This is a genomic window from Shewanella oncorhynchi, from assembly GCF_012584455.1.
Lineage (GTDB): Bacteria > Pseudomonadota > Gammaproteobacteria > Enterobacterales > Shewanellaceae > Shewanella > Shewanella oncorhynchi.
In genome coordinates this window covers 167,479-192,153 of sequence record NZ_JABAEB010000010.1, presented here as the reverse complement: position 1 = coordinate 192,153, position 24,675 = coordinate 167,479, and the positions used below count along the sequence as shown (strand labels likewise).

The window sequence follows — 24,675 nt, the reverse complement described above, 5'->3', positions numbered from 1 at the left end:
ATTTAAATTTTTGACTGCCAACCCGAAGGTTAAGCAGTTTCGATTAACTCAACACCTGTGAGTGTCCACACAGATTTGCTTGATAAATTGTTAAAGAGCGTTGACCACACACTGAGTTTTCAGCGGGTCAGGGCTGCGTATTCTACGCATTCCCGTTAGTGCGTCAAGTAGTTTTTTTCAACTTTCTCAACACTCATCGTTTAGCTTGCTAACCGATGAACTGCTTGGCTTTCTTTGCTTAACTTGCGTTACGCTGTCTGCCCTGTCAGTGGATGCGCATTATAGGGAGATTGAGAAAGTCCGCAAGGGCTTTTTTGAGAAAAATGGATCTTTTTTTAATACTTTCAGTTAGTCACACAATACCCCCACTTTATCCTCAGACTTATCCACAAAATGGGTTTTTACGGTTAAATTTGCTACAGCGATGGCTTTGTTTTAATGGCTATCGATAAGAATGAAATGATGTTCAATGGAGAATAACGACAATTAGCTATATAAAGAAGAGTAAGAATGTAATCCGGATGACATGGGAGTAAACGTGAGGCTTAATTCTTAATTAATGGAAGAAATAAAAAGGCAACTTAGATAAGTTGCCTTTAGTGTACGTTTTATTCTACTTATTCAGTAGGCTTAATCTGTCAGCAGATTAACTTAACTTGCCGTGACATTGTTTGTACTTACGACCAGAGCCACAAGGACAAGGATCGTTGCGACCCACTTTGTCACCATCACGGATCATCGGTGCTTGCGCAGTGACAGCTTCATGCTCATCACCACCGCCAACAAGCGACTCTGCCGCTGCGTGTTGATAGTCGCGCTGGATCTTGGCATCTTCTTCACGACGACGCGCTTCCATTTCTTCCACATCTGACTGAGCTTGCACTTGTACTTTCGACAGCACACTGATGACGTCGTGTTTCAAGGTGTTCAATAGTTGTTGGAATAACTCAAACGACTCACGCTTATATTCTTGCTTTGGATTCTTCTGCGCGTAACCACGTAAGTGGATACCTTGACGCAGATGGTCCATCGCCGCTAAGTGTTCTTTCCACAGGCCATCGAGCGTTTGTAGCATAACGGCTTTTTCAAACTGGCGTAGCACTTGTGCGCCAACCATTTCTTCTTTTGCCTTATACGCATCGCCCCAAGCAGTAATAATACGCTCACGTAGACTCTCTTCATGCAGATCGTCTTCTTTATCTAACCATTCCTGGATAGGTAATTTGAGCATAAATTCTTGGTGTAGACGTTGCTCTAAACCTGGGATATCCCACAGCTCTTCTACTGATTGCGGTGGAATATACTGATCAATTACTGCGCCAATCACATCGTCTTGGATGTTTTGGATAGTATCTTCAATACTTTCCGCATCCATCAACTCATTGCGCTGGGCGTAAACCACTTGGCGTTGATCGTTAGCGACGTCATCAAATTCGAGTAATTGCTTACGGATATCGAAGTTACGGGCTTCAACTTTACGTTGAGCGTTTTCGATTGCGCGTGACACCCATGGATGCTCGATCGCTTCGCCTTCTTCCATACCCAGCTTTTTCATCATGCCAGAAACACGATCCGAGGCGAAGATACGCATTAAGCTATCTTCCATCGACAGGTAGAAGCGTGATGAACCCGCGTCACCTTGACGACCCGCACGACCACGTAACTGGTTATCGATACGGCGTGATTCGTGACGTTCTGTGCCTAGGATATGTAAACCACCCGCAGCAACGACTTCATCATGACGAATTTGCCAATCGGCTTTGATCTTAGCTTTTTGCTCTGCTGTTGGATTATCGAGTTCATCGATTTCCATGTTCCAGTTGCCGCCAAGCACGATATCGGTACCACGACCTGCCATGTTCGTCGCAATAGTCACAGAGCCAGTACGGCCAGCTTGCGCGACGATTTCTGCTTCTCGTTCGTGGAATTTAGCATTTAAAACTTCGTGCGGGATATTTTCCTGCACCATTAAGCTCGCTAACAGTTCAGACTGTTCGATTGATACTGTACCCACCAATACTGGCTGACCACGTTCACGGCAATCTTTAATGTCTTTAATGATCGCTTGATATTTTTCATCGGCGGTCAAATAAACTAAATCCGCCATATCCTTACGCACCATTGGACGGTTAGTAGGCACAACGACTGTGTCTAATCCATAGATGTGTTGGAATTCAAACGCTTCAGTGTCAGCTGTACCTGTCATACCTGCCAGCTTCTCGTATTGACGGAAGTAGTTCTGGAAAGTGATCGAAGCTAATGTTTGGTTTTCGTTTTGAATGTGTACGCCTTCTTTGGCTTCGACAGCTTGATGTAAGCCTTCTGACCAACGACGACCTGGCATAGTACGACCCGTGTGTTCATCGACTATGATGACTTCGTTGTCTTGTACTATGTAATCCACATCACGTTCAAACAGCGTGTGCGCACGAAGCGCCGCGTTGACGTGGTGTAATAGGGAAATATTAGCTGCAGAATAGAGTGAGTCGCCTTCGGCTAACATGCCGCGCTCGATCAACAGGTTTTCTACTTTTTCTTGACCACGTTCGGTAAAATGCACTTGTTTGGCTTTTTCATCGATGCTGTAGTCGCCCTCACCCACAAACTCTTCCGTATCTTCTTTATCTTGACGGATAAGATTAGGGATCAGGGTGTTGATCTTGATGTATAGCTCAGAGCTATCTTCGGCAGCGCCAGAAATGATCAGCGGCGTACGCGCTTCGTCGATTAAGATTGAATCCACTTCATCGATTAGGGCGTAATGCAACGGACGTTGAACCCGTTCTTGCGGTGAAAACGCCATGTTATCGCGCAGATAATCGAAACCAAACTCGTTGTTGGTCCCGTAAGTGATATCGGCGTTATACGCAGATTTCTTCTCATGTTGGCCAATGCCTGCGACGTTGATTCCTACGGTTAAACCAAGGAACTCAAACAGTGGGCGGTTATTCTCGGCATCACGACGTGCCAAGTAATCGTTCACTGTAATCACGTGGACGCCTTTACCTGTCAATGCGTTTAAGTAAGCGGGTAAGGTTGCCGTTAAGGTTTTACCTTCACCCGTACGCATTTCAGCAATACGGTTGCTGTCGAGTACCATACCGCCGAGTAACTGTACGTCGAAATGACGCATATCAAATACACGCTTAGACGCTTCGCGTACTGTCGCAAAGGCTTCAGCCATGATGCTATCTAATGAAGCTCCAGCAGCTAAACGCTCACGGAACTCTGCGGTTTTCGCCTTTAATGCTTCATCGGTTAATTTTTCATAATCAGCTTCTAATGCGTTAATGCTAATAACGATCTTTTGAAGCCCTTTAAGGGTGCGGTCGTTGCGACTACCAAATACTTTTGTCAGTAATTTACCAAACATCTGAATCACTTATTCTCTGTAGGCCAAGTCCATGATGGAAACTAGAAGCCAATGTTTCAATTAACTTGCTTTGCGGTAGACAAACTTTTGTGGATCTATCTGCTGTCCGCCGCGCAACACTTCATAATGCACATGAGCCCCAGTTGAGCGCCCAGTGCTTCCCATACTGGCGATAGCATCGCCTTTTGCGACCACATCACCTACAGTCACTGACAAAGCTTTATTATGGCCATAACGCGTATGCAAACCGTTACCATGGTCGATTTCAACCAATTCGCCATAACCGAACATATTTCCAGCAAAAGTCACCACGCCTGCAGCAGTCGCAACAACTTTAGCTCCTTCTCGACCGGTAAAATCAATCCCCTTATGCACAGACCTGCGACCGTTGAAAGGGTCATTACGTAATCCGTAGGGCGACGACAACCAACCTTTATCGAGCGGGATACCTGATATATAACGTTCATCATCTATATGGTGGTTAGATGACACTGTTTCAAGTAGTGAAAGCTGAACATTATTATTGTCAATTCGAGATGCCAACTTATCCATATCGTCGATAAGCTGTCCGAGCTCGATGTTAGTGCCTAGTTCGCTCAAACCACCCACACCAACCTCGGATGAAAAATCAAAATCTTCATCCAACTTATTCTGCTGGGCGACCTGTTGACCTAAAGCTTCGAGACGGGTGATCTTGGCTTGCATACGTGCAACATGAGTCACAAGCATAGCCAGTTGAGACTCAGTAGCACTTTTAAGCTCTAAGACTTGTTTCTTTTGTTGTTCGCGCACGAGACGATCGTTATCGACACTGGCTTGCTGATCTTGAAATCGAGCGGAGTTGTGTTGATAAATACCGGACCCAGTGGCCAACAATAGTATTGGAAGTAGCAACCAGCGTTTACTGGGCTGCCAGCGTGTGACGCCATTCCGACCTTGAATAAATACTGTTACACTCATAGCCTAATTCAGCCATCTTATTATCATATGAAAAAGCCCCCTCAAGATCTCAGCCAATTACTGCATCAATCGGGAAAATTACCCGACCTTGCTGAGAAAGCGGAACTACTTATGTATCTGGATCAGCATGTGAAGCAGATTATTGCAGGTCCTGTTGCGGAGCAACTAAAAGTCGCTAATTTCCGCCAGGGTGTTCTTGTGGTTGAAACCACTTCGGCAGCTTGGGCTGCGCGAATTAATTTCCAAAAGCCGAAGCTATTAACCCAGCTTCAAGCAGAAACGCTCCCAATCCTTACCGCAATTGAAGTTAAAGTCAACCCGAGATTAGCAATGTATGACGCAAAGCCTAAACAGGGACATAAAGAATTAAGCCCAGCAGCAGCAGAGCACATTGCAGCATTAGCGGAAAATATTGGCGGTTCACTGGGTGAAAAACTAAAACGGCTGGCCTCATTGGCCAGCCGTAATAAATAATCTTACCGCTTTTTAAGCAAATACAGCGCCACCTGGTACGGTAAAGCTGACTGGGACATCGGCTTCTTTTTCGAAGCTGACCAACTCCCACGCATCTTGTTGCGCGAGTAAAGCACGCACCAATTGGTTGTTCAACGCATGACCAGTTTTATAAGCAGTGAACTCACCTAAAATAGCGTGCCCAGCTACATATAAATCACCAAACGCATCTAGAATTTTGTGCTTAACAAATTCGTCCTCATAACGCAGGCCGTCGGGATTAAGGACGCGATATTCATCAAGTACAACAGCGTTTTCCATGCTGCCGCCCAACGCTAGGTTGTTGGCTCGCAAATATTCGATATCACGCATAAACCCAAAAGTACGGGCGCGGCTGATATCTTTCACGAAAGCAGAAGTTGAAAAGTCCATCACCACATGCTGTTGGCTACGAGCGATTTCTGGGTGCGCAAAATCAATTTTAAAATTGACTCTAAAACCTTTAAACGGTTTTAACTCGGCCCATTTATCGCCATCTTCAACGCGCACAGGGCGCTTAATCTTTAAGTACTTCTTAGGCGCGGCCTGCTCTTTAATACCCGCAGACTGCAACAAGAAGACGAATGGGCTTGCACTGCCATCCATAATAGGAATTTCAGGCGCGTCCACTTCGATTACAGCGTTATCTATACCTAAACCCGCAAGTGCTGCAAATAAATGCTCAATGGTCGAGATACGAATACCTTCGTCATTGACAAGTGCCGTACACATAGTGGTTTCACGAACTTGCTCCGCCTTCGCTGGGATGGCGACGGCAGGACTCAAATCGGTGCGCACGAGTACGATCCCTGAATTAACGGGCGCGGGCATAATGCTCAAAGTGACCTTGTTGCCAGAATGCAATCCGACACCAGTTGTTTTCACCATTTTCTGAACAGTTCGTTGAAATATCATTCAGTTACCCGTTTATATGCCAATTATAAAGCCTAATATTTGTACACTCAGCGTCGGCAAATCGAGCCGCACTGGTTCAACATAATAACATAACTTTATTATGTCACACAAATGCAGCTATGTTGTGGTATTGCCCAAAACGAACAACACCTCACATATTACGCTGGACTCAAACGCTCTCGCTAGTCGGCTTGCTTACGCAAAAATGCTGGAATATCAAGATAATCCAATTCATGCTTTGTCGATGGTGCAGGCGTAGGAGCTGGCTGCGGAGCCGCTGGCAACACGTTGCCTTTTGGCGCTGCATAGTTCACATGTGCAGCTTCTTCGACATAGGCTTCGACTTTTGGTTCAACAACTACAGGCTCTGGACGAGGTGCAGGTTTAGAAACCAATTGGATATCTGGACGCTTTTCAGCGCCAATACCGGTCGCAACAACGGTTACACGCAGCTCATCACTCATTTCAGGGTCGATGACAGCACCAACAACCACAGTCGCGTTGTCAGAGGCGTAAGCCTTAACGTGATTACCGACAGTTTCGAATTCTTCGATACTCATGTCCATACCCGCAGTAATGTTAACTAACACACCACGCGCACCGGCTAAGTCGATGTCTTCTAATAATGGGCTGGCAACAGCAGCTTCGGCCGCTTCTTCAGCGCGGTCTTCACCGCGAGCGACGCCAGTACCCATCATGGCATTACCCATTTCAGACATCACAGTCTTCACGTCGGCGAAGTCGACGTTAATCAGACCTGGACGAGTGATAAGCTCGGCAATACCTTGTACCGCCCCAAGTAACACGTTATTCGCTGCGGCGAACGCATCGAGTAAAGAAGTACCACGGCCCAATACTTTTAATAATTTTTCGTTCGGGATCGTGATTAACGAATCCACGTGCTTAGCCAGCTCAGCAATACCTTGCTCAGCGTAAGCCATACGTTTTTTCCCTTCGAATGGGAAAGGCTTAGTCACAACCGCAACGGTCAGAATACCTTCTTCACGTGCGATTTGAGCCACAACAGGTGCAGCACCTGTACCTGTACCACCGCCCATACCGGCAGCGATAAAGATCATGTCAGAACCTTTGATTGCCGCGCGAATGTTTTCGCGGTCTTCTTCAGCTGCAGCACGACCCACATCTGGGTTTGCCCCTGCTCCAAGACCTTTAGTGACATCGCGTCCTAATTGAATTGTTGAGCCAGCGCCTGATTTTCTCAGGGCCTGAGCGTCTGTATTGGTAACGATAAACTCAACACCTTCAATGTTGTGTTTGACCATATGTTCGACAGCGTTACCGCCGCCGCCGCCAACGCCGATGACTTTAATCACCGCGTCGTCTGAGTGAGTATCCATGATCTCAAACATTGTCTGATCTCCGTGTTGCCTGCGTTATGAAAATTAAAATTCGCCCTTAAACCAGCTTTGGACCCGATTCCAAGCGCTAGTTACCCCTTGGCGCTCAGGACGTTCGAACTGACGTTCGATCACCCGTCGTGCGCCGTAATGAAGCAGTCCGACTCCTGTGGAGTAAATAGACTGGTCCACGTATTCATATAAACCTTTGATCGGTAGCGGTGACGCTACGCGAACTGGCATGCCAAAAGTCGCTTCCGCAATATCAACCACACCTTGAATCGACGCTGTGCCACCTGTGAGCACAATACCTGCGGCGATTTGATCTTCTAATCCACTGTCTTTCAACTCTTTAAGCACAAGCTCAAACAGCTCTTGGTATCTTGGTTCTACCACTTCGGCGAGCGTGTGACGTGACATGCTCCTCGATGGACGACCACCTACCGATGGCACTTCAATACTGTCTTCGCGGCTCACCATAGAACTGCGAGCACAGGCGAACTGCACTTTAATTTGTTCAGCATGTGACGACGGCGTGCGGAAAATCTTCGCAATGTCGTTCGTCACTTGGTTACCTGCAACCGGTACAACCGCACAATGACGCAAGGCGCCATTGGTATATACCGCGATATCCGTGGTGCCACCGCCGATATCGACGATACACACACCTAAATCTTTCTCATCGAAGGTCAACACAGCATCGGCTGAAGCAATCCCAGAGAACACTAAGTCGTCGACCTTAAGGCCACAACGCTCAACGCTCTTAGTAATATTCTTCGCCATATCATTGGCGCAGGTCACTATGTGTACCTTGGCCTCCATACGCATACCGGACATACCGATTGGGCTGCGAATACCGTCTTGAACGTCGATTGCATATTCCTGCGGCAGCACGTGTAAAATGCGACGTTCGGTCGGGATCTTCACCGAGCGAGCCGTATGGATCACGTTATCAACATCTTCCTGTGTCACTTCTTCATCGTTGATCGATACCATGCCGTTTTCATTTTGGCAGGCGATGTGTTTACCCGAAATACTCAAGTAAACCGATGACACTTGGCAATCCGCCATTAATTCCGCTTGATCGAGCGCACGTTGCACACTGCGAACTATCGAATCTAAATCGTTCACGCCACCTTTATCCATTCCCCTTGAGGGATGGTTACCAAGGCCGACTATGCTAATTTCGCCATCGGGCAGAACTTCGCCTATGATCACTGCGACCTTAGAGGTTCCTATGTCCAATCCGACGATAAGGTTTCTATCTTGGTTTTTGATCATTAATTATCGGCTCTCTTGTTTGTGCATCGCCCCAGCCTACGGCCAACCCTGTGTCGTAGCGCAAATCTACTCTGGCAACGGATTTCTCTTGTTTCGCCAAAACCGGATAAACAGTAATAAATCGTTGTATCCGTGCAATTTTATCTTCTCGACCCAAATCTAAAACGATACCGTTTCCAAGGGTCGCGTGCCACGCATGTCGTGGCGTTAAATTCAAACTGGCTAAGGTAAAGCCATTAATCTTTAGTAGGGAGTTGATCTGTGCATAGACAGTCAACACCTCAAGGCCCATATCATTTGGTCCAGATAACTGCGGTAAATGCTCAAGCTCTGGGTGCGATGGCGCTTCGAATACTTCTCCATGCACGTTCAACCACAAGTCACCATTCCAATGAGCTGCGGGTTGTTGCTCTTGCAAATACACCCTGAGTTTCGCTGGCCACTCACGCCTTACCGATGCGCGATACACCCAAGGTAAAGCTTCTAACGCCTGCTGCACTAAGGTAATGTCAGCACTAAAAAAACTGCGCTGCATTAAATGCTGTAGTGCTACTTGTATATCTTTATCTGTGGTGTAAACCCGCTCACCTTTGATGGCAACGGCCTCAATCGGCAAGTTGCTGGCATCATTCAAAAATTTATGTAACTGATAGCCACCAAATACAAAACTGGCTACGATGAAGAATAAAAAGCCAGCCCCGCTCCATTGATACCAATTAAACCGTGACATTCTTGCCCGCCAGTGCCGCCTCTTATCACTCCAAGACACGCTTCATCCCACCTTTAACGACACCCATTAAAAACCACAGAAAACCGGCCATTATATAGACCAAAATCCTTTGGTCAAAATTTCCTTTTTCTCGCAGATCAAGCGCTAAAGATCAGCTTGCTTGCGCAGGTAATTCCACCACAGCAAACCCTAATCCAGACGACGCTAACTGTCGTGACAGTGCGCCAATATTACCCGCACCTTGGGTGAGTAATAAATCCCCGTCCTGCAATACATCGGGCAGCACTTCTGCAAGCAGATCTGGGCTTGCGATAAAGATCGGATCTAGCTGACCACGCAAGCGAATTGAACGACATAATGCGCGACCATCCGCACCTGTGATCGGCGCTTCACCCGCACTATAAATATCGAGTAACAATAAGCAATCCACTTGTGATAACACTTCCACAAAATCCTCATACAAATCACGGGTACGAGTGTATCTGTGCGGCTGATACGCCATGACCAAACGTCTATCAGGCCATCCTGCGCGCGCAGCTTTAATGGTCGCCGCAACTTCGCTGGGATGATGACCATAATCATCCACTAACATGACTTCGCCCTTCGGCGTGGCGAATTTGCCTAAATGCTGGAAACGACGCCCTATACCTTGGAACTCCACTAAAGCCTGAGTAATAGCGTTATCGTCGATTTCATCTTCAGTCGCCACCGCAATGGCCGCTAACGCATTGAGCACATTATGTTGACCCGGTAAATTCAACACCAGATCGAGATCTTCTTTAGCTTTACGTCTGACAGTAAAACGGCACTGATGACCTTGCTGGCTAAAATTAAGTGCTTGCACGTCCGCATCATCACTGAAACCATAGGTCACGTGTTTACGGCCAATACGCGGCAGAATCTCACGCACGACGGCATCATCAATGCACACCACAGCGACACCGTAGAACGGCAAGTTGTGTAGAAAATCCACAAAAGTCGATTTCAGTTTTTCAAAATCACCGCCATAAGTATCCATATGATCGGCTTCGATGTTGGTCACCACACTGACCATAGGCTGCAAATGCAAAAAGCTCGCATCACTCTCATCGGCTTCGGCAATCAAATAACGGCTGGTGCCTAATCTGGCATTGGTACCGGCACTGTTGAGCAAGCCACCAATCACAAAGGTTGGGTCCCGCCCAGCTTGGCCATAAACGCTGGCGATAAGGCTCGTTGTCGTGGTTTTACCATGGGTGCCCGCAATCGCGACACCATGTCGATAACGCATCAACTCGGCTAACATCTCAGCACGACGCACAATAGGAATACGTAATTCTTTAGCGGCAAGGATTTCTGGATTTTCCAGATTAATCGCGGTTGATATGACGACCACATCCACTTGCTGCACGTTTTCAGCGGCATGACCAATTTGGATCTTGGCTCCGAGTAAACACAATCTGTCGGTCACGGCATTTTGCGCAATATCCGAACCACTCACCTGATAGCCTTCGTTCACTAACACTTCGGCGATCCCGCCCATGCCCGCGCCGCCAATGCCGACGAAGTGAATACGCTTAATACGGCGCATTTCTGGGATCATGCTTCTCAGTTGTGCGTATCTTTCTGTCTTAGTCATGCTTATCCTTTCTCAGCAAGGCTGATGCACACTGCGGCAACTTGTTCAGTCGCATCCAGTACCGCAACGTCTCTCGCTCTTTGGCCCATACGGGCTAATTCTGTTCTGTCATTGGCGAGCAACTGTAATTTGTTCGCCAGTTTATTCACATCCAAGATGGCCTGTGGCAATAGGAAAGCTGCGCCAGCCTCAACCAATACTTGAGCGTTACGGGTTTGGTGATCATCCACTGCATGGGGATAAGGTACCAGAATACTCGGTAGCCCCACCGCTGCTAACTCAGACACAGTCAAGGCGCCAGCTCGGCACAATACCACATCAGCCCAGCGATAGGCGGCTTCCATATCGTCGATAAACTCAGCGATATTCACGCCACCATCTTGTCCTTGTTGCTGATATGCCGCCTTCACGCCCGTAAGATTATCTTTACCCACTTGATGCCAAACCGTCACTGACTGCTGCTGACTCAGTATCGCGACAGCTTCTGGCATAAGATCGTTAAATACTTTGGCGCCAAGGCTGCCACCGACCACGAGCACTTTTAAGGCTTCATCAGCCTCATGCTTAGGTTCTGCACCTAAGGCAATCAGTTCTTGGCGAATCGGATTACCAACGACCTTGGCCTTCACTGTGGTAAAGGTATTTTTAAAGGCGCATAACACTTGCGTCGCAATCCGCGACAACAACTTGTTTGTCATCCCTGGGATGGCATTTTGTTCATGCAGCACCAGTGGAATACCGGCTAATCTTGCCGCAACACCACCTGGGCCACTGGCGAATCCGCCCATGCCAAGGACCACATCGGGTTTAAACTCCGCAATCACGGCCTTAGCCTGCAAGATTGAACGCACCACTTTAAAGGGCGCCGCGAGTTTTCGGATCAAACCATTACCGCGCACACCTTTGATATCAATAAAATCAATATCAAATCCATACTGGGGCACTAAACGTGCCTCCATACGATCAGCCGTGCCTAACCAACGCACTTGCCAACCCTGTTGAGCTAAATACTTAGCCACCGCCAGCGCCGGGAACACATGTCCTCCCGTACCACCCGCCATGACTAAAATACGTTTTCCTGTTGGAGTCATCACTTCAATCTCCCTTGCACGGCCTGAACTAATGTCATGCGCCGCTCGTAATCAATGCGCAACAACATCATCGCTGCCGCAGTCATGACCCATAAACTACTACCACCGTAACTGATAAAAGGTAATGTCAGCCCTTTGGTTGGCAACATGCCGATACTCGCGCCGACATTCACCACAGTCTGGAAACAAATCCAAATACCGATGGCATAACCTAAATAACCTTCAAATGGCTTATCCATGGCTAAACACAAATTACCTAAACGAATCGATCTCAGCGCCACAAATAGCAGTACAGATAACACGGCAATAATGCCGATAAAGCCCAATTCTTCCCCGATCACGGCAAAGATAAAGTCTGTGTGCGCTTCGGGTAAATATTCTAATTTTTGAATACTATTACCTAGCCCTTGGCCAAACCAATCGCCGCGACCATAGGCCATCAAAGATTGAGTCAACTGGTAACCGCTACCGAAGGGATCTTGCCAAGGATCCATAAAGGAGGTCACTCGGCGGATACGATACGGTTCCAATAGCACTAGGGCCACAAACGCCAATACGCCCGCAAAAATCAAGGCAAAGAAATCGAGTAAACGCGCACCGGCTAAAAACAATAGACCAACCGTTCCCACAAATAGCACTACCACAGTACCTAAGTCGGGCTGCATCAAAATCAGCACAGCGTAAATCGCAAATACTGCAATCGGCTTATAGAAGCCTTTAGCATTCTCGCGCACTTCCTGATGACGCCTCACTAAGTAACCCGCCATATAGATGGCGAAGGCAAATTTAGCGACTTCCGCCACCTGGATGCGAATAGGGCCTATGGATAACCAACGCGTTGCACCGTTTACCGTAGTGCCAACCACCAATACAGCCAACAACATCAAACCCACAATCAACAACAACATGGGGCTCCAGCGCTGCCAAGTCTGCATCTCTACTCTTAGCACAAATGCCGCAATGAATAAGCAACCCACTAAATAACCCACATGGCGAGTCATAAAATAAAATGGGTTCCCCGTGAGCGTTTGCGCTTCAGGCATAGAGGCTGACATCACCATTACAAAGCCGAAGCTAATCAAAGACAACACAGCCGCGAGCAAAGCACGGTCGTACAATTGCACGCCCGGGACTTCGGTATCACGTTGCCAATTGGGTATTGCTAAACGCAAACGCCCAAATAGGCTAAGTTGTCTTGCATCACTCGCCATTAAGTTGTCCCACGAGGTTTCTAAAATCATCACCTCGAGCCATGAAGTTACTGTACATATCTAAACTGGCGCAGGCTGGCGATAATAAAACGATATCACCAGAGGTTGCCAATTCAGCGGCTTTCGCTACCGCAGCAGCCATAGTGTCGACTCTTATCGAGCCGTCTTTCAATGCAGCAATCTTTTTGCCATCACGACCTAAGGTAATGAGGTGTGTTACTTTCGCTAATGCCACGCCTAAAGGTTTAAAATCAGCACCTTTGCCGTCGCCGCCAGCAATCAAAATAATATCGCCTAAGTGATCACTCAAACCATCGAGCGCGGCAACGGTGGCGCCGACGTTCGTCGCTTTCGAGTCATTGACATAGGTCACGCCATTCTTAATCCCAACCACTTCACAGCGATGGGATAAGCCGGTAAAGCTACGCGCCACTTTCGCCATAATCTGTTTATCAACACCGACAACATCCACAAGCGCCATTGCTGCGAGTAGGTTGGCATGGTTATGGCTGCCAATCAGGGATACTTCTGTGATCGGCATGATTTCGCTGCTGCCGTGATAAATCTTGCTGTCGCTGATACCCCATTCGTCCGCTTCTGGCGCAGCTAAACCGAAACTGTTTTGGTTCATTGGCTCTGGCGGTACGGTCAGTTTATCGTCGCGATTAAACAGCACGGCGCGGCTTTGTTTGTATAAACGTAATTTAGCTTCGCGGTAGGCAGCGATATCGCTGTATCTATCCATGTGGTCTTCGCTGATATTCAAACAGGTCGCCACCACACACTTAAGGCTATGGGTGGTTTCCAATTGAAAGCTCGACAACTCAAGCACAAATAAGTCGGCATTTTCATGCAGTAAATCCAGCGCAGGCACACCGATATTGCCACCAACGGCAACGGCAATACCCGCTTCCCTTGCCATTTCGCCCACAAGCGTAGTGACAGTTGATTTACCGTTAGAGCCAGTAATACCGATAACGCAAGGTTTACGGTCAGCAATCTCACGGGCAAATAGCTCCACATCGCCAATCACTTCGATGCCCATATCCACAGCGGCACGCACCTCTGGGGTATAAGTGGCAATGCCGGGACTGATAATGATCTGCGTCGCTTGCACGAGATAACGGCAATCGAATCCGCCAGAAATCAGCTTCACATCAGGAAAAGACGTCGCTAACGTTTCGGCACCCGGAGGCTGCCGACGACTGTCCATCACCAATGGCGTAATGCCCTTTCCACACAAATAGCGCACCACGGACAAGCCCGTGGCCCCCAAACCTAACACTATGTGTGAATACTGATTTTGCATAACCAATTACCTTAACTTCAACGTGGCTAAGCCAAGTAAGACGAGGAATATCGAGATAATCCAAAAACGCACTATCACCCGAGGTTCAGGCCAGCCTTTTAACTCATAGTGATGGTGTATCGGCGCCATGCGGAAAATACGCTGGCCGCGTAACTTGTACGAACCCACCTGCAGAATGACTGACAGGGTTTCCATCACGAACACGCCGCCCATAATCACTAACAAAATTTCTTGGCGAACAAGCACTGCGATCGTGCCCAGTGCAGCACCTAATGACAGTGAACCCACATCGCCCATGAAGACTTGCGCGGGATAAGTGTTGAACCATAAAAAGCCCAGACCCGCACCGACAATGGCGGTACAGACAATCACAAGCTCACCCGAACCGGGTAAATGCGGAATATGTAAGTAGTTCGCAAACTGCGCGTGACCCGACAAATAAGCGATCAACGCAAACGCCGCCGCGACCATTACCGTCGGCATAATCGCCAAACCATCGAGACCATCGGTTAAGTTCACCGCATTGCTCGAACCCACTATCGTGAAGTACGCCAATACGATAAATACGGCGCCGAGTTGCGGCATCACGTCTTTAAAGAAAGGCACCACTAATTGGGTTTCGCCTGGATTGGCCGCCGTGGCATACAGAAAAAAAGCAATAAGCAGCGCAGCCAAAGATTGCAAAATGTACTTCCAGCGCGCGATCAAGCCTTTAGTGTCTTTACGCACCACTTTGCGGTAATCGTCGATAAAGCCGATCAAACCGAAACTGCCGAGCACAAACAGCATGACCCACACATAGCGGCTACCCAGATCACCCCACAACAATACGCTGATGAAAATAGCAGCCAATATCAGCAAGCCACCCATAGTCGGCGTGCCACGCTTACTAAAATGTGATTCTGGACCATCGTTACGCACAACCTGACCAATTTGCAGTAATTGCAAACGTTCAATCAGTTTAGGGCCAAACCATAAGCTAAAAACCAATGCGGTCAATAAGCCTAAAATGGCTCGAAATGTCACATAGGAAAACACGTTAAACCCGGTATGAAAACGGGTTAAATACTCGGCCAGATATACCAGCATTTACACTAACTCCCCACGCCCGAAGGCTACTGTTAGGCCATCCACGACCCGCTCCATGGCGGCGCTACGTGAACCTTTAACGAGAACCGTTACCTGTCCCGGCAACTGGTTTATATGCTTTATAAGTTTTTCTACTAACGTCGCCACACTGTCATAGTGCTCCGCACCGAAAGCTTGGCTCGTGTGCTGACTTAAAGTTCCGGTGCAAAACAAGGCATCAATCCCCTGTTGCTTGGCCAGTTGCCCTAGTTCAGCGTGTAAAAGGGGCGCATTGTCGCCTAATTCTCCTAAATCTCCCAGTACCAGACAGCGATTTTCAGAAATTTCCTTTAACCAAGCGATCGCCGCGCCAACGGAGACAGGATTTGCGTTATAGCTATCGTCGATTAGACGCACGCGCCCCAATTGACTCGGCTGCATACGTCCTTTCACTGGCGTTAATTGGCTCAAGCGTTCAGATATTTCAGTCAAACTCAATCCCAAAGCAATACAAACACTTGCAGCGGCGAGTGCATTACTCACCTGATGACGACCCGCCAACGGCAATACCACTTGGCAAGATTCACCTAAATAATTGAGCATAAAACGATAGCAACCATCCGCATTAGTCTTATGGCCTGTCGCTATCACGTCGATATGACGTTTAGCGGCGCCATCTTGCTGGGAGAAGCTCAGTTGCTTATAAGGTCTTGCCTTAACGCTCATAAAATCAGCGAAGGCATCATCGGCGTTAATGATGGCAGTGCCATCGGCCTGCAGATGATTAAAAATCTCTGACTTCGCCTGTGCGACACCTGCTTGTGATCCAAATCCTTCTAAATGGGCGCTGCCGACGTTATTCACCAGCGCGACGTTTGGACGCACAAGTCCCGAGGTGTAATCGATTTCACCTTTATGGTTAGCGCCGAGCTCGAATATCCCAAACTCATCCTCTGGCGTTAAACGCAGCAAAGTGAGCGGCACACCAATCTCATTATTAAAATTGCCAGCGGTATAGAGGATTTGATGCTTTGCCGACAGAATGGTCGCGATCATTTCCTTCACGCTGGTTTTGCCGTTTGAGCCAGTCAAAGCAACACAAATCGGATTAATCTGGTCACGAACATAAGCACCAATCGCACCCATGGCTTTTTGACAATCAGCCACTATGAGCTGCGGGATATCAAAAGCTAACTCACGCTCAACCATTAACGCCGCGGCGCCGTTCGCAATAGCTGTAGCTGCAAAATCATGGCCGTCAAAGCGCTCACCCTTTAAGGCAACAAACAGGGTTGCAGCGCCGATTTTGCGGCTATCACTGCTTAAATCTTGGATGGTGACGTCGTCACCGACTCGATGCACGCCTAAGTGTTGACTTAGAGTCTCGAGAGAAAGAGGGATCATCTTGATTGCTCCGATAACTGGCGTGCCAGGGCGCGTTCATCATAGTCATGACGCACACCTGCCGCCTCTTGGTAAGTTTCGTGGCCCTTGCCCGCCAGCAAGATCACATCGCCAGGTTTAGCCAATGCCACAACCTCTTTAATCGCTGCGATACGGTCAACCTGAGTCAATGCCTGCTCTGGTGTTGCAAGCCCTTGGATAATATCGGTAATAATTTGCGCGGGATCTTCACTGCGCGCATTGTCGCTGGTCACCATAATACGGTCGGCATACTGTTCTGCAGCTTGACCCATCAAAGGACGCTTGCCCTTATCACGGTCGCCGCCACAGCCAAATACGCACCATAAATCACCGACACAATGGCGACGTAGCGCGTTTAACGCTTGTTCGATCGCATCGGGTGTATGGGCATAATCGACCACTAAGGTGATGTTATCCGCTGTAGTGAAACGCTCCATACGACCTGCAACGGGCGTTAAATATTGCACTTGCTCGGCTAACGCTTTCATATCAAAACCCTGCAGATACAAGGCCGATAACGCCGCGAGTAAATTAGAGAGATTAAAGGCACCAAGAAGTGGCGAGTGGATTTGAGTCTCGCCCTCGGGCCACACTAAGGTTGCACTGACACCTTGATCGTCAAACTTGGCATTTTTAGTATAAAAAGCCGCGGCTTGATGACCTTCAATGCTAAAACCCCAAATCTGCGCAGGCACAGATTTAAGTTCAGTCAACCAAGACACGCCAACTGCATCGTCGAGATTCAATAAACCGTGACCTAAAGTGCTGAAACGAAATAGGCTTTGTTTAGCGGCGGCATAGCTTTCCATATCGCCGTGGTAATCGAGGTGATCGCGCGTCAGATTAGTGAACACGGCAACATCAAATGGTACTGCGTCGACGCGGCCTTGCACTAAGCCGTGACTCGACACTTCCATGGCGCAGACGTTCGCGCCTTGGGCTTCAAACTCATGCAACTGACGCATTAAGGTAATCGCATCGGCTGTGGTATTACCGCTATCGACTAAAGCCCCCCATAGACCATTACCAAGGGTGCCCATGACGGCGGCTTTGCGCCCCAATGAAGTCACCAGTTGTGCAATGAGTTGACTCGTAGAGGTTTTACCGTTAGTTCCGGTAATACCGATAACCCCAAGGGATGGCATAACGGCAGACTTGTGCGCTAAGGGATAACGCTGGGCGGCAATTGCCGATACCTGACGACTTAACTGAAAGAAATAAATCTGCACACCGTGCTCGGCATTATCGCCCAGCAGTACTTTGCCATGTTGGTCAGCATCATCCGTGTGAACTAATACGCCTACGGCACCTAAATCTAAGGCTTTTTCAATAAACTGTCTGCCATCGACCTTATGTCCTGGCAGCGCCAAAAACACATCGCCGCGACGTATTGCGCGGCTATCTAAGGTCAGATCATTGAAGGACTGCGCGCCGGCATAATGCAGCCAAGGCGCGAGCAGATCCCGTAATAACATCATTCTGCTCTCCCGGCGGCGATACCCGCCAATTGCACTTGTTCTTTATCGGTAATGGGTTCAACGTTTAACATTTGCAGTGCGCCAGACATGACTTTGGCAAATGCAGGCCCCGCCACTGAACCACCATAATAGAGATCGCCCTTAGGCTCATTCACTACCACCACTATCGCTAATCTAGGATTATTCGCAGGAGCAACACCCGCAAATAAAGCAACATAATCATCACCATAACCACCAGCAACTGCCTTGCGACTTGTGCCAGACTTACCTGCAACTGGATAACCGTCGATGTGCGCTAAAGTGCCAGTGCCGCCTTTTTCCGTTACACCGACCAGCATTTGCATTACATCGTGGGCCACATTTTCAGAAATGACTCGCTCACCGACAGGTGGCTTTTTCAGTTTCATTATCGAGACTGGGAACAAAGTACCGCCATTGCCTAAGGTGGCGTACATGCGCGCAAGTTGAAGTGTTGTTGCCGTTAAGCCGTAACCAAACGACAAGGTGGCACGTTCAAAGTCTGACCAACGATGGCGATCTTGAATCAAGCCAGCGCTTTCACCCGTGAGGTTAATTCCCGAAAAACTGCCAAGTCCCATGGATTGATAAGTACCGAGCAGTTGCTGCACCGGAATAGACAAAGCCAATTTACTGATGCCGACGTTACTGGATTTAGCCAAAATACGCGCCAAACTCATATCGCCGTAGTTCGCAGGATCACGTACTTGGCGACCACCTAAACGCATCCAACCCGGTGAAGTGGCAATAATATCGGTCGATTTAACTGTGCCAGCTTCAAGCGCAGCGGCAACCACAAATGGCTTAATGGTCGAACCCGGCTCAAAGGTATCTGTCATAGCACGGTTACGCATTCTGAAGGTTTGCAGATTGTCGCGCGCATTGGGGTTATACGAAGGCGTATTCACCATAGCCAAGACTTCACCAGTGTGAATGTCGAGGACGACAATCGAACCCGAAGTCGCTTGGTTCATCTCTGTGGTGCGTTTTAATTCGCGATAGGCTAATTGTTGGATCCTATGATCGATACTCAGCACGAGATCGTTAGGGCTCTCACCTTCCTGCACTATATCCAGACGCTCGACGACATGACCATCGCGTGACTTACGCACTTTTTGTTTGGAAGGCGTACCTGTTAACCAACTATTGTAAGCATTTTCAACACCTTCAATCCCAACATCATCTATGTTAGTGATGCCGATTAACTGAGCTGTGATTTCACCACCAGGATAATAACGACGAGATTCAGACTTTAGAAATACACCGGGTAATTTAAGCTGAGTAATATAGTCCGCAACCGCAGGGGTAATTTGGCGTTTCAAGTAGGTGAAGCGTTTGGTGGGGTTACTGCGCACTCGCTCTAACAAATCTTCGAGGGGCTCATGCAACACATCGGCTAAGGCTTGCCAGCGGCGCATATCGGCAAAACCATTACTATCATTGACTTGTTTTGGATCGGCCCAGACGGCTCGTACAGGTACGCTCACGGCCAACATGTCGCCATTACGGTCGGTGATCAAGCCACGCTGCACTTCACGACTTGTGGTCCGCAATGTTCGCATGTCACTTTCGTGACGTAATTTGTCGGGCTCGATAATTTGAATGTAAGCTGCGCGTCCCACTAGGCTGCAAAACAACGCACACACAAACCCGACCACTACGTATAAACGCCAGTGGATCAATTGAGGTTTTTGCGGTTTGCTTACCCGTTTGATTTTCGCTTGCCTAGTCATATCTTCCCTATACTCACGGCACCTTTACCACAACTTCTTCGCTGGGTAACGGACGACTCATGTTGAGTTCCTTAGAGGCAATACGCGTAATACGACTGTGCTCAGTCTGCGATTGCTCTTCTAATAATAAATTGCGCCACTCAATATCTAATCTATCTCGCTCCTGCAGTAACTGGTCCCACTGGGTTGTCAGTTGACGGCTAACATGGCTGCCATAAACCACGGCAACCGCATTACTCAGCACAAGCAAGGCTAATAACAAGATCCATTTGTGCAGCCATAAATCATGTAAAACGATCCGTGGCAGATTAATCGAGGGCTTACTCACAGTGCGCCCCTTAGTAATCTAAACGCTCGGCAATGCGTAACACTGAGCTGCGAGCTCTGGCATTGCGTTCGATTTCTTCGTCGGATGGCATAATCGCCTTGCCCACGGCACGTAACTTACGCGACTTGTTAATTTGATCTTCAGTAACCGGAAAACCGTGCGGTACACTTTCGCCTTGGCTATGACGACGAATAAAACGCTTCACGATACGATCTTCTAAAGAATGGAAACTGATGACTGACAAACGTCCTTGGGGAGCGAGCACATTGACGGCTCCTTCAAGTGCCTGATCAATTTGATCTAATTCACTATTGATATAAATGCGGATCGCTTGAAACACCCGAGTCGCAGGGTGCTTATTGCGTTCTTTATTTTTAGTGATACGCGCAATTAAATCGGCTAAATCTTTAGTACGTAAAAACGGCGTTTTCTCACGATCGGCAGCAATACAACGGGCAATATGGCGAGCATTTTTCTCTTCACCGTAGGTTTTAAATACCCAAGCCATATCTTCAATTTCGGCACGAGCCAACCATTGTGCAGCCGTTTGGCCTTGACTGTTATCCATACGCATATCGAGTGGACCATCGCGCAAAAAACTAAAACCGCGTTCAGCATCGTCGAGCTGGGGTGAAGACACACCTAAATCGAGTAATACGCCATCAATTTTGCCCACAAGCCCAAGCTCTTCGACGTAATCGGCTAATTGACCAAAGCCACCATGCACGATTTGAAAGCGTGGATCGTCAGCAAATTGTTTGGCCGCTTCAATCGCTTGAGGATCGCGGTCGATAGCGATCAATCGACCATGTTCACCGAGTTGTTGTAATACTTGTCTTGAATGACCACCGCGGCCGAACGTGCCATCGATATAGATGCCATCGTCTTTGATGTTTAAACCGCCAACCGTTTCTGCTAGCAGTACGGATAAATGGGCAAATTCTTGACTCATTACTCTCTTCTTATTTAGTTATCGCGACTCGTTAAAGTGAAAAATCCGCGAGGCGCTCGTTATTAACGAGATCCTCACTTCGAATCGTTTCCTGACATTCATCAATTTGCTGCAGCCAAGATTGCTCATCCCACAGCTCAAATTTATTCAATTGCCCCACCAGCATGATGCGCTTATCTAAATTGGCATATTGCCTTAACGGTGGCGGCAGTAATATGCGCCCATTACTGTCGAGCTCCACTTCGTGGGCGTAGCCGAGTAACAGGCGTTTTAAAGATCTCTGGGTTTTATCGGTATCTGAAAGCTTCAACAACTTAGCTTCGATCAATTCCCATTCGTGAATGGGATACAAGAGTAAACAGGCGGATTGGATATCGACGGTAATCACGATGCGGCCTTGGTGCTCAAGCTGCAAAGGTTCGCGGTATCGCACTGGAATAGCGATCCGTCCCTTTGTATCTAAGTTGATAGCACTGGCTCCACGAAACACGCTAATTCATCCTATCCTTTGATTTTTGATCCACAAATATCCACTATTTCCCACAACTGCTAAGTTTAGGGACAGTCGACAAGCATTGTCAAGGGATGGGATCCTTTTATAAATCCAGTCGGCAAGCGGGTTAGCCGCATGTTGAGCACTTAACCGCGCGACAAACTTTTGACAAGAAAAACCATTAGAGATTGACTAAACAGAGGAAACAACAGGAATAAATAGCGCCGATATATTCAGCAACCTTTTGCTTTCAGGTGCTTGCGATGAAAAAAATGGGGAATTATTTCTGTATTTGTGGGATTTTACGGGTCGAGAAATAACGTCAAACTCAAAAACGCAACAAAACAAACTTACGTCCATCCTTATTCGACAGTCAAAAAAGAGTTGAAATCAGCATAAAAATCTAAATTTTTATTCCAAATAAAGACGTTCATCTTTTTACTAATGGCTGAATATTAATGTCGCGATTGCGAGAAAGATCAAAAATCCCACGTAAAATCCACCAAAAGAACCACTTTATCCCTACACATTCACCTTATACCCGCACTAGCTACCTAATGGCTCGCCCTATTCGCCTTAACAAGTTAAACGGCGTATAGTCTAAATATTGACCGACTTCAGCCGATATCATATTAAGAGGTGTAATAACAAGGAGGCGTTATGAGTGGATTGGATAGCATTTATGCCATGCTGGCACAGCCAGTAAAAGCCGTGTTTCACCCTAAACGGGTTGTTGACCAAGTCAGCAGTGCAAGCGCAAATGCCCCCGATAGCCATGAAACACCGCAGTCGCAGTTACCTCCAGCGTTAGAAAGCCGCAATACTAAAGTCAGGGAAAGACGCAAAGAATCAGATAACAATAAAAATAAGAAACGCCGTGCATCGGATGAAACCGAAACGCTAAAACTAAAAGAAGGTGTCGTACTTGAAGTGACCGATGATTCCGCAGAAATCAAGAAGCCACCGAGCCAACATATCATTGATGTAGAAGTATAAATCCGTACTGATATAAAACGGAAAAGGCGCAATCCCATTGGATTAGCGCCTTTTTATTAGCCTCTTTTTAGCAGCACTATCGAGCATGCCTGAAATCAGGCCAGATTTCGAATCATGCGATACCTCAAATTAAGTTTTATCTCAAACCAATGCCGCCTCAAGCCGTATTGTTTAATTTCGAGTTCTGGCCACCGCGTCCTGCCAACCTGCGTATAGCTGTACTCGAGTCTGGGCATCGATATTAGGGATAAAATGCTTATCGATGCAGGCTTTGTGCTCAAGCTCTATCACACTCTCCCAAAAGCCCACGGCCAACCCAGCTAAAAATGCCGCGCCCAAAGCGGTTGTCTCACAAACGCTTGGCCTTAACACTTCGACATCGGTAATGTCGGCTTGAAATTGCATCAAAAAATCATTAGCGACCGCGCCGCCATCCACCTTTAAACGCTTAAGGCTGACGCCACTGTCTTTGGTCATGGCATCAAGTAAATCTTTACTCTGGTAAGCGATAGATTCCAACGCTGCCCGAATAATATGATTACGATTCGCCCCGCGTGTCAGACCAAATAGCGCACCACGGGCATTGGGATCCCAATAGGGCGCACCGAGTCCCACAAAAGCGGGCACCAGATACACGCCATTAGTATCGGCGACCTTAGAGGCAAAGTACTCAGTATCACTGGCATCACGAATAAGCCCCAGTTCATCTCGCAGCCATTGAATGGTCGCGCCGCCCATAAAGACTGAACCTTCGAGGGCATAGTTCACTTCACCCTTAGGCCCCACGGCAACTGTAGTCAATAAGCCATGGTTTGAGCGCACCGCTTTGGTCCCTGTATTCATCAACAAAAAACAACCAGTGCCGTAGGTATTCTTCGCCATGCCGGGCTCGACACATAACTGACCAAAAAGTGCAGCCTGTTGATCGCCCGCCATTCCTGCAACTTGGATTTCACTGCCTTCGCCAGCAATCCGTGTCGTACCATACACGCTGCAGGAGGGCTTAACGTCAGGCAACATAGACAAGGGAATATCTAAGGCTTCGAGTAACTTATTATCCCAAGTCAGACTATGGATATTGAATAGCAAAGTGCGGGCAGCATTGGTGGGATCGGTAACATGTACCTTGCCCTCGGTTAACTTCCACACGAGCCAAGTATCGATAGTGCCGAACAACAACTCACCACGCTCGGCTTGCTCACGGGCATTGGGCACATTATCTAGAATCCATTTGATCTTAGTGCCTGAAAAATAAGGGTCGAGTAATAAACCGGTATTCTCACGCACATATTCTTCTAACCCTTGAGCTTTGAGTTGCTCACAAATCTCAGCGCTGCGACGGCACTGCCACACAATCGCGTTATAAATAGGTTTACCTGTGGCCTTCTCCCATATAACAGTGGTTTCCCGCTGATTGGTAATGCCAATGGCGGCCACTTCATCGCTGTGAATACCCGCACGCGCCAATACTTCAATTAACACTGAACTTTGGCTTGCCCAAATCTCCATAGGATCATGCTCGACCCAACCCGGATTAGGGTACAACTGGGTAAATTCCCGCTGGGACACGCTGACAATGTTTGCGTCGTGATCGAACACTATCGCCCTTGAGCTGGTCGTGCCTTGATCTAAGGCCACCACGTATTTTTTCTGCACGCTACTATCCTATCTGAACTCTCCGCCGCCTTTTTATGCTAGCGAGAATTAACATGATCCACCGACTTATGCAGTGAATATATTCGGAATTTACCGCCGTGACCAGCAAGCAAGCCGTAAAACAAGATAACGCCACCATGCTATAGCCATAAAAAAGCCCTGAAGATTCAGGGCTTTTTTTAACATACTG

The 24,675-nt window shown here is 47.9% G+C and carries 20 protein-coding genes; 2 read left to right on the top strand and 18 right to left on the bottom strand.

Annotated features, from left to right (window positions below; genetic code table 11):
- Window positions 1–646: 646 nt before the first annotated feature.
- Together secA and HGO26_RS16615 are read right to left on the bottom strand one after the other, a co-directional pair.
- Complete coding sequence (gene secA / locus HGO26_RS16620; RefSeq protein WP_168826595.1) at window positions 647–3,373, bottom strand: preprotein translocase subunit SecA; 2,727 nt, start codon at window positions 3,371–3,373, stop codon at window positions 647–649.
- Window positions 3,374–3,433: 60 nt separating this feature from the next.
- Window positions 3,434–4,333 carry a M23 family metallopeptidase gene (locus HGO26_RS16615; RefSeq protein ID WP_105251201.1) on the bottom strand — a complete coding sequence of 300 codons (900 nt, stop codon included), beginning with the start codon at window positions 4,331–4,333 and terminating at the stop codon, window positions 3,434–3,436.
- Window positions 4,334–4,360: 27 nt separating this feature from the next.
- Between HGO26_RS16615 and HGO26_RS16610 the strand changes: the two genes are divergently transcribed.
- A complete protein-coding gene (locus HGO26_RS16610; RefSeq protein WP_106648311.1) occupies window positions 4,361–4,807 on the top strand; it encodes a DUF721 domain-containing protein in 447 nt (148 codons plus the stop codon).
- 12 nt (window positions 4,808–4,819) lie between these two features.
- Here HGO26_RS16610 and lpxC read toward each other — a convergent pair whose 3' ends face one another.
- From lpxC to mraZ, 15 genes are all read right to left on the bottom strand, one after another.
- Window positions 4,820–5,740, bottom strand: a complete 921-nt coding sequence (gene lpxC / locus HGO26_RS16605) for a UDP-3-O-acyl-N-acetylglucosamine deacetylase (protein WP_011845621.1) — start codon at window positions 5,738–5,740, stop codon at window positions 4,820–4,822.
- Between the two features lie 182 nt (window positions 5,741–5,922).
- Entirely contained in the window at window positions 5,923–7,110 is a 1,188-nt protein-coding gene (gene ftsZ, locus HGO26_RS16600; RefSeq protein WP_106648312.1) for a cell division protein FtsZ, read from the bottom strand.
- Between the two features lie 33 nt (window positions 7,111–7,143).
- On the bottom strand, window positions 7,144–8,379 hold the full coding sequence (ftsA, locus tag HGO26_RS16595; protein ID WP_006079897.1) for a cell division protein FtsA: 1,236 nt from the start codon (window positions 8,377–8,379) through the stop codon (window positions 7,144–7,146).
- Window positions 8,360–9,109, bottom strand: a complete 750-nt coding sequence (locus HGO26_RS16590; protein ID WP_168826587.1) for a cell division protein FtsQ/DivIB — start codon at window positions 9,107–9,109, stop codon at window positions 8,360–8,362. The genes ftsA and HGO26_RS16590 overlap by 20 nt, the downstream gene beginning before the upstream one ends.
- Before the next feature lie 151 nt (window positions 9,110–9,260).
- The gene (murC, locus tag HGO26_RS16585) at window positions 9,261–10,727 is read right to left on the bottom strand and encodes a UDP-N-acetylmuramate--L-alanine ligase (RefSeq protein ID WP_105251197.1); all 1,467 of its coding nucleotides are present in this window, start codon (window positions 10,725–10,727) and stop codon (window positions 9,261–9,263) included.
- 2 nt (window positions 10,728–10,729) lie between these two features.
- A complete protein-coding gene (gene murG, locus HGO26_RS16580; RefSeq protein WP_168826594.1) occupies window positions 10,730–11,818 on the bottom strand; it encodes an undecaprenyldiphospho-muramoylpentapeptide beta-N-acetylglucosaminyltransferase in 1,089 nt (362 codons plus the stop codon).
- Window positions 11,818–13,029, bottom strand: a complete 1,212-nt coding sequence (ftsW, locus tag HGO26_RS16575) for a cell division protein FtsW (protein WP_113941076.1) — start codon at window positions 13,027–13,029, stop codon at window positions 11,818–11,820. Before ftsW ends, murG begins: the two co-directional genes overlap by 1 nt.
- Window positions 13,019–14,338, bottom strand: a complete 1,320-nt coding sequence (murD, locus tag HGO26_RS16570; protein ID WP_168826586.1) for a UDP-N-acetylmuramoyl-L-alanine--D-glutamate ligase — start codon at window positions 14,336–14,338, stop codon at window positions 13,019–13,021. The genes ftsW and murD overlap by 11 nt, the downstream gene beginning before the upstream one ends.
- Window positions 14,339–14,344: 6 nt before the next feature.
- Window positions 14,345–15,427, bottom strand: a complete 1,083-nt coding sequence (mraY, locus tag HGO26_RS16565; protein WP_006079891.1) for a phospho-N-acetylmuramoyl-pentapeptide-transferase — start codon at window positions 15,425–15,427, stop codon at window positions 14,345–14,347.
- A complete protein-coding gene (locus tag HGO26_RS16560) occupies window positions 15,428–16,810 on the bottom strand; it encodes a UDP-N-acetylmuramoyl-tripeptide--D-alanyl-D-alanine ligase (protein WP_168826585.1) in 1,383 nt (460 codons plus the stop codon).
- Window positions 16,807–18,309: a UDP-N-acetylmuramoyl-L-alanyl-D-glutamate--2,6-diaminopimelate ligase gene (murE, locus tag HGO26_RS16555; RefSeq protein ID WP_168826583.1), complete on the bottom strand. Its 1,503-nt coding sequence runs from the start codon at window positions 18,307–18,309 to the stop codon at window positions 16,807–16,809. Before murE ends, HGO26_RS16560 begins: the two co-directional genes overlap by 4 nt.
- Window positions 18,306–20,060: a penicillin-binding transpeptidase domain-containing protein gene (locus tag HGO26_RS16550; RefSeq protein WP_105251191.1), complete on the bottom strand. Its 1,755-nt coding sequence runs from the start codon at window positions 20,058–20,060 to the stop codon at window positions 18,306–18,308. Before HGO26_RS16550 ends, murE begins: the two co-directional genes overlap by 4 nt.
- Window positions 20,061–20,073: 13 nt before the next feature.
- Complete coding sequence (ftsL, locus tag HGO26_RS16545; protein ID WP_105251190.1) at window positions 20,074–20,388, bottom strand: cell division protein FtsL; 315 nt, start codon at window positions 20,386–20,388, stop codon at window positions 20,074–20,076.
- Window positions 20,389–20,398: 10 nt separating this feature from the next.
- A complete protein-coding gene (rsmH, locus tag HGO26_RS16540) occupies window positions 20,399–21,340 on the bottom strand; it encodes a 16S rRNA (cytosine(1402)-N(4))-methyltransferase RsmH (protein ID WP_105251189.1) in 942 nt (313 codons plus the stop codon).
- Between the two features lie 31 nt (window positions 21,341–21,371).
- Window positions 21,372–21,830, bottom strand: coding sequence for a division/cell wall cluster transcriptional repressor MraZ (gene mraZ, locus HGO26_RS16535; protein WP_105251188.1), 459 nt, complete (start codon window positions 21,828–21,830; stop codon window positions 21,372–21,374).
- 663 nt (window positions 21,831–22,493) lie between these two features.
- On the opposite strand from mraZ, the gene HGO26_RS16530 reads away from it, so the two are divergent.
- Window positions 22,494–22,829 carry a hypothetical protein gene (locus HGO26_RS16530; protein WP_168826581.1) on the top strand — a complete coding sequence of 112 codons (336 nt, stop codon included), beginning with the start codon at window positions 22,494–22,496 and terminating at the stop codon, window positions 22,827–22,829.
- 171 nt (window positions 22,830–23,000) lie between these two features.
- On the opposite strand, the gene glpK is transcribed toward HGO26_RS16530, so the two are convergent.
- Window positions 23,001–24,485, bottom strand: a complete 1,485-nt coding sequence (glpK, locus tag HGO26_RS16525; protein ID WP_168826579.1) for a glycerol kinase GlpK — start codon at window positions 24,483–24,485, stop codon at window positions 23,001–23,003.
- Window positions 24,486–24,675 lie beyond the last annotated feature (190 nt).

Excerpts from the sequence above, each read along its gene's own strand:
- secA (WP_168826595.1), bottom strand. The coding sequence starts at position 3,373 with ATGTTTGGTAAATTACTGACAAAAGTATTTGGTAGTCGCAACGACCGC.
- lpxC (WP_011845621.1), bottom strand. The coding sequence starts at position 5,740 with ATGATATTTCAACGAACTGTTCAGAAAATGGTGAAAACAACTGGTGTC.
- HGO26_RS16560 (WP_168826585.1), bottom strand. The coding sequence starts at position 16,810 with ATGATCCCTCTTTCTCTCGAGACTCTAAGTCAACACTTAGGCGTGCAT.
- ftsA (WP_006079897.1), bottom strand. The coding sequence starts at position 8,379 with ATGATCAAAAACCAAGATAGAAACCTTATCGTCGGATTGGACATAGGA.
- HGO26_RS16610 (WP_106648311.1), top strand. The coding sequence starts at position 4,361 with ATGAAAAAGCCCCCTCAAGATCTCAGCCAATTACTGCATCAATCGGGA.
- HGO26_RS16550 (WP_105251191.1), bottom strand. The coding sequence starts at position 20,060 with ATGACTAGGCAAGCGAAAATCAAACGGGTAAGCAAACCGCAAAAACCT.
- HGO26_RS16530 (WP_168826581.1), top strand. The coding sequence starts at position 22,494 with ATGAGTGGATTGGATAGCATTTATGCCATGCTGGCACAGCCAGTAAAA.
- murE (WP_168826583.1), bottom strand. The coding sequence starts at position 18,309 with ATGATGTTATTACGGGATCTGCTCGCGCCTTGGCTGCATTATGCCGGC.
- murG (WP_168826594.1), bottom strand. The coding sequence starts at position 11,818 with ATGACTCCAACAGGAAAACGTATTTTAGTCATGGCGGGTGGTACGGGA.
- rsmH (WP_105251189.1), bottom strand. The coding sequence starts at position 21,340 with ATGAGTCAAGAATTTGCCCATTTATCCGTACTGCTAGCAGAAACGGTT.
- murD (WP_168826586.1), bottom strand. The coding sequence starts at position 14,338 with ATGCAAAATCAGTATTCACACATAGTGTTAGGTTTGGGGGCCACGGGC.
- ftsZ (WP_106648312.1), bottom strand. The coding sequence starts at position 7,110 with ATGTTTGAGATCATGGATACTCACTCAGACGACGCGGTGATTAAAGTC.
- HGO26_RS16615 (WP_105251201.1), bottom strand. The coding sequence starts at position 4,333 with ATGAGTGTAACAGTATTTATTCAAGGTCGGAATGGCGTCACACGCTGG.
- mraY (WP_006079891.1), bottom strand. The coding sequence starts at position 15,427 with ATGCTGGTATATCTGGCCGAGTATTTAACCCGTTTTCATACCGGGTTT.
- ftsW (WP_113941076.1), bottom strand. The coding sequence starts at position 13,029 with ATGGCGAGTGATGCAAGACAACTTAGCCTATTTGGGCGTTTGCGTTTA.
- murC (WP_105251197.1), bottom strand. The coding sequence starts at position 10,727 with ATGACTAAGACAGAAAGATACGCACAACTGAGAAGCATGATCCCAGAA.
- HGO26_RS16590 (WP_168826587.1), bottom strand. The coding sequence starts at position 9,109 with ATGTCACGGTTTAATTGGTATCAATGGAGCGGGGCTGGCTTTTTATTC.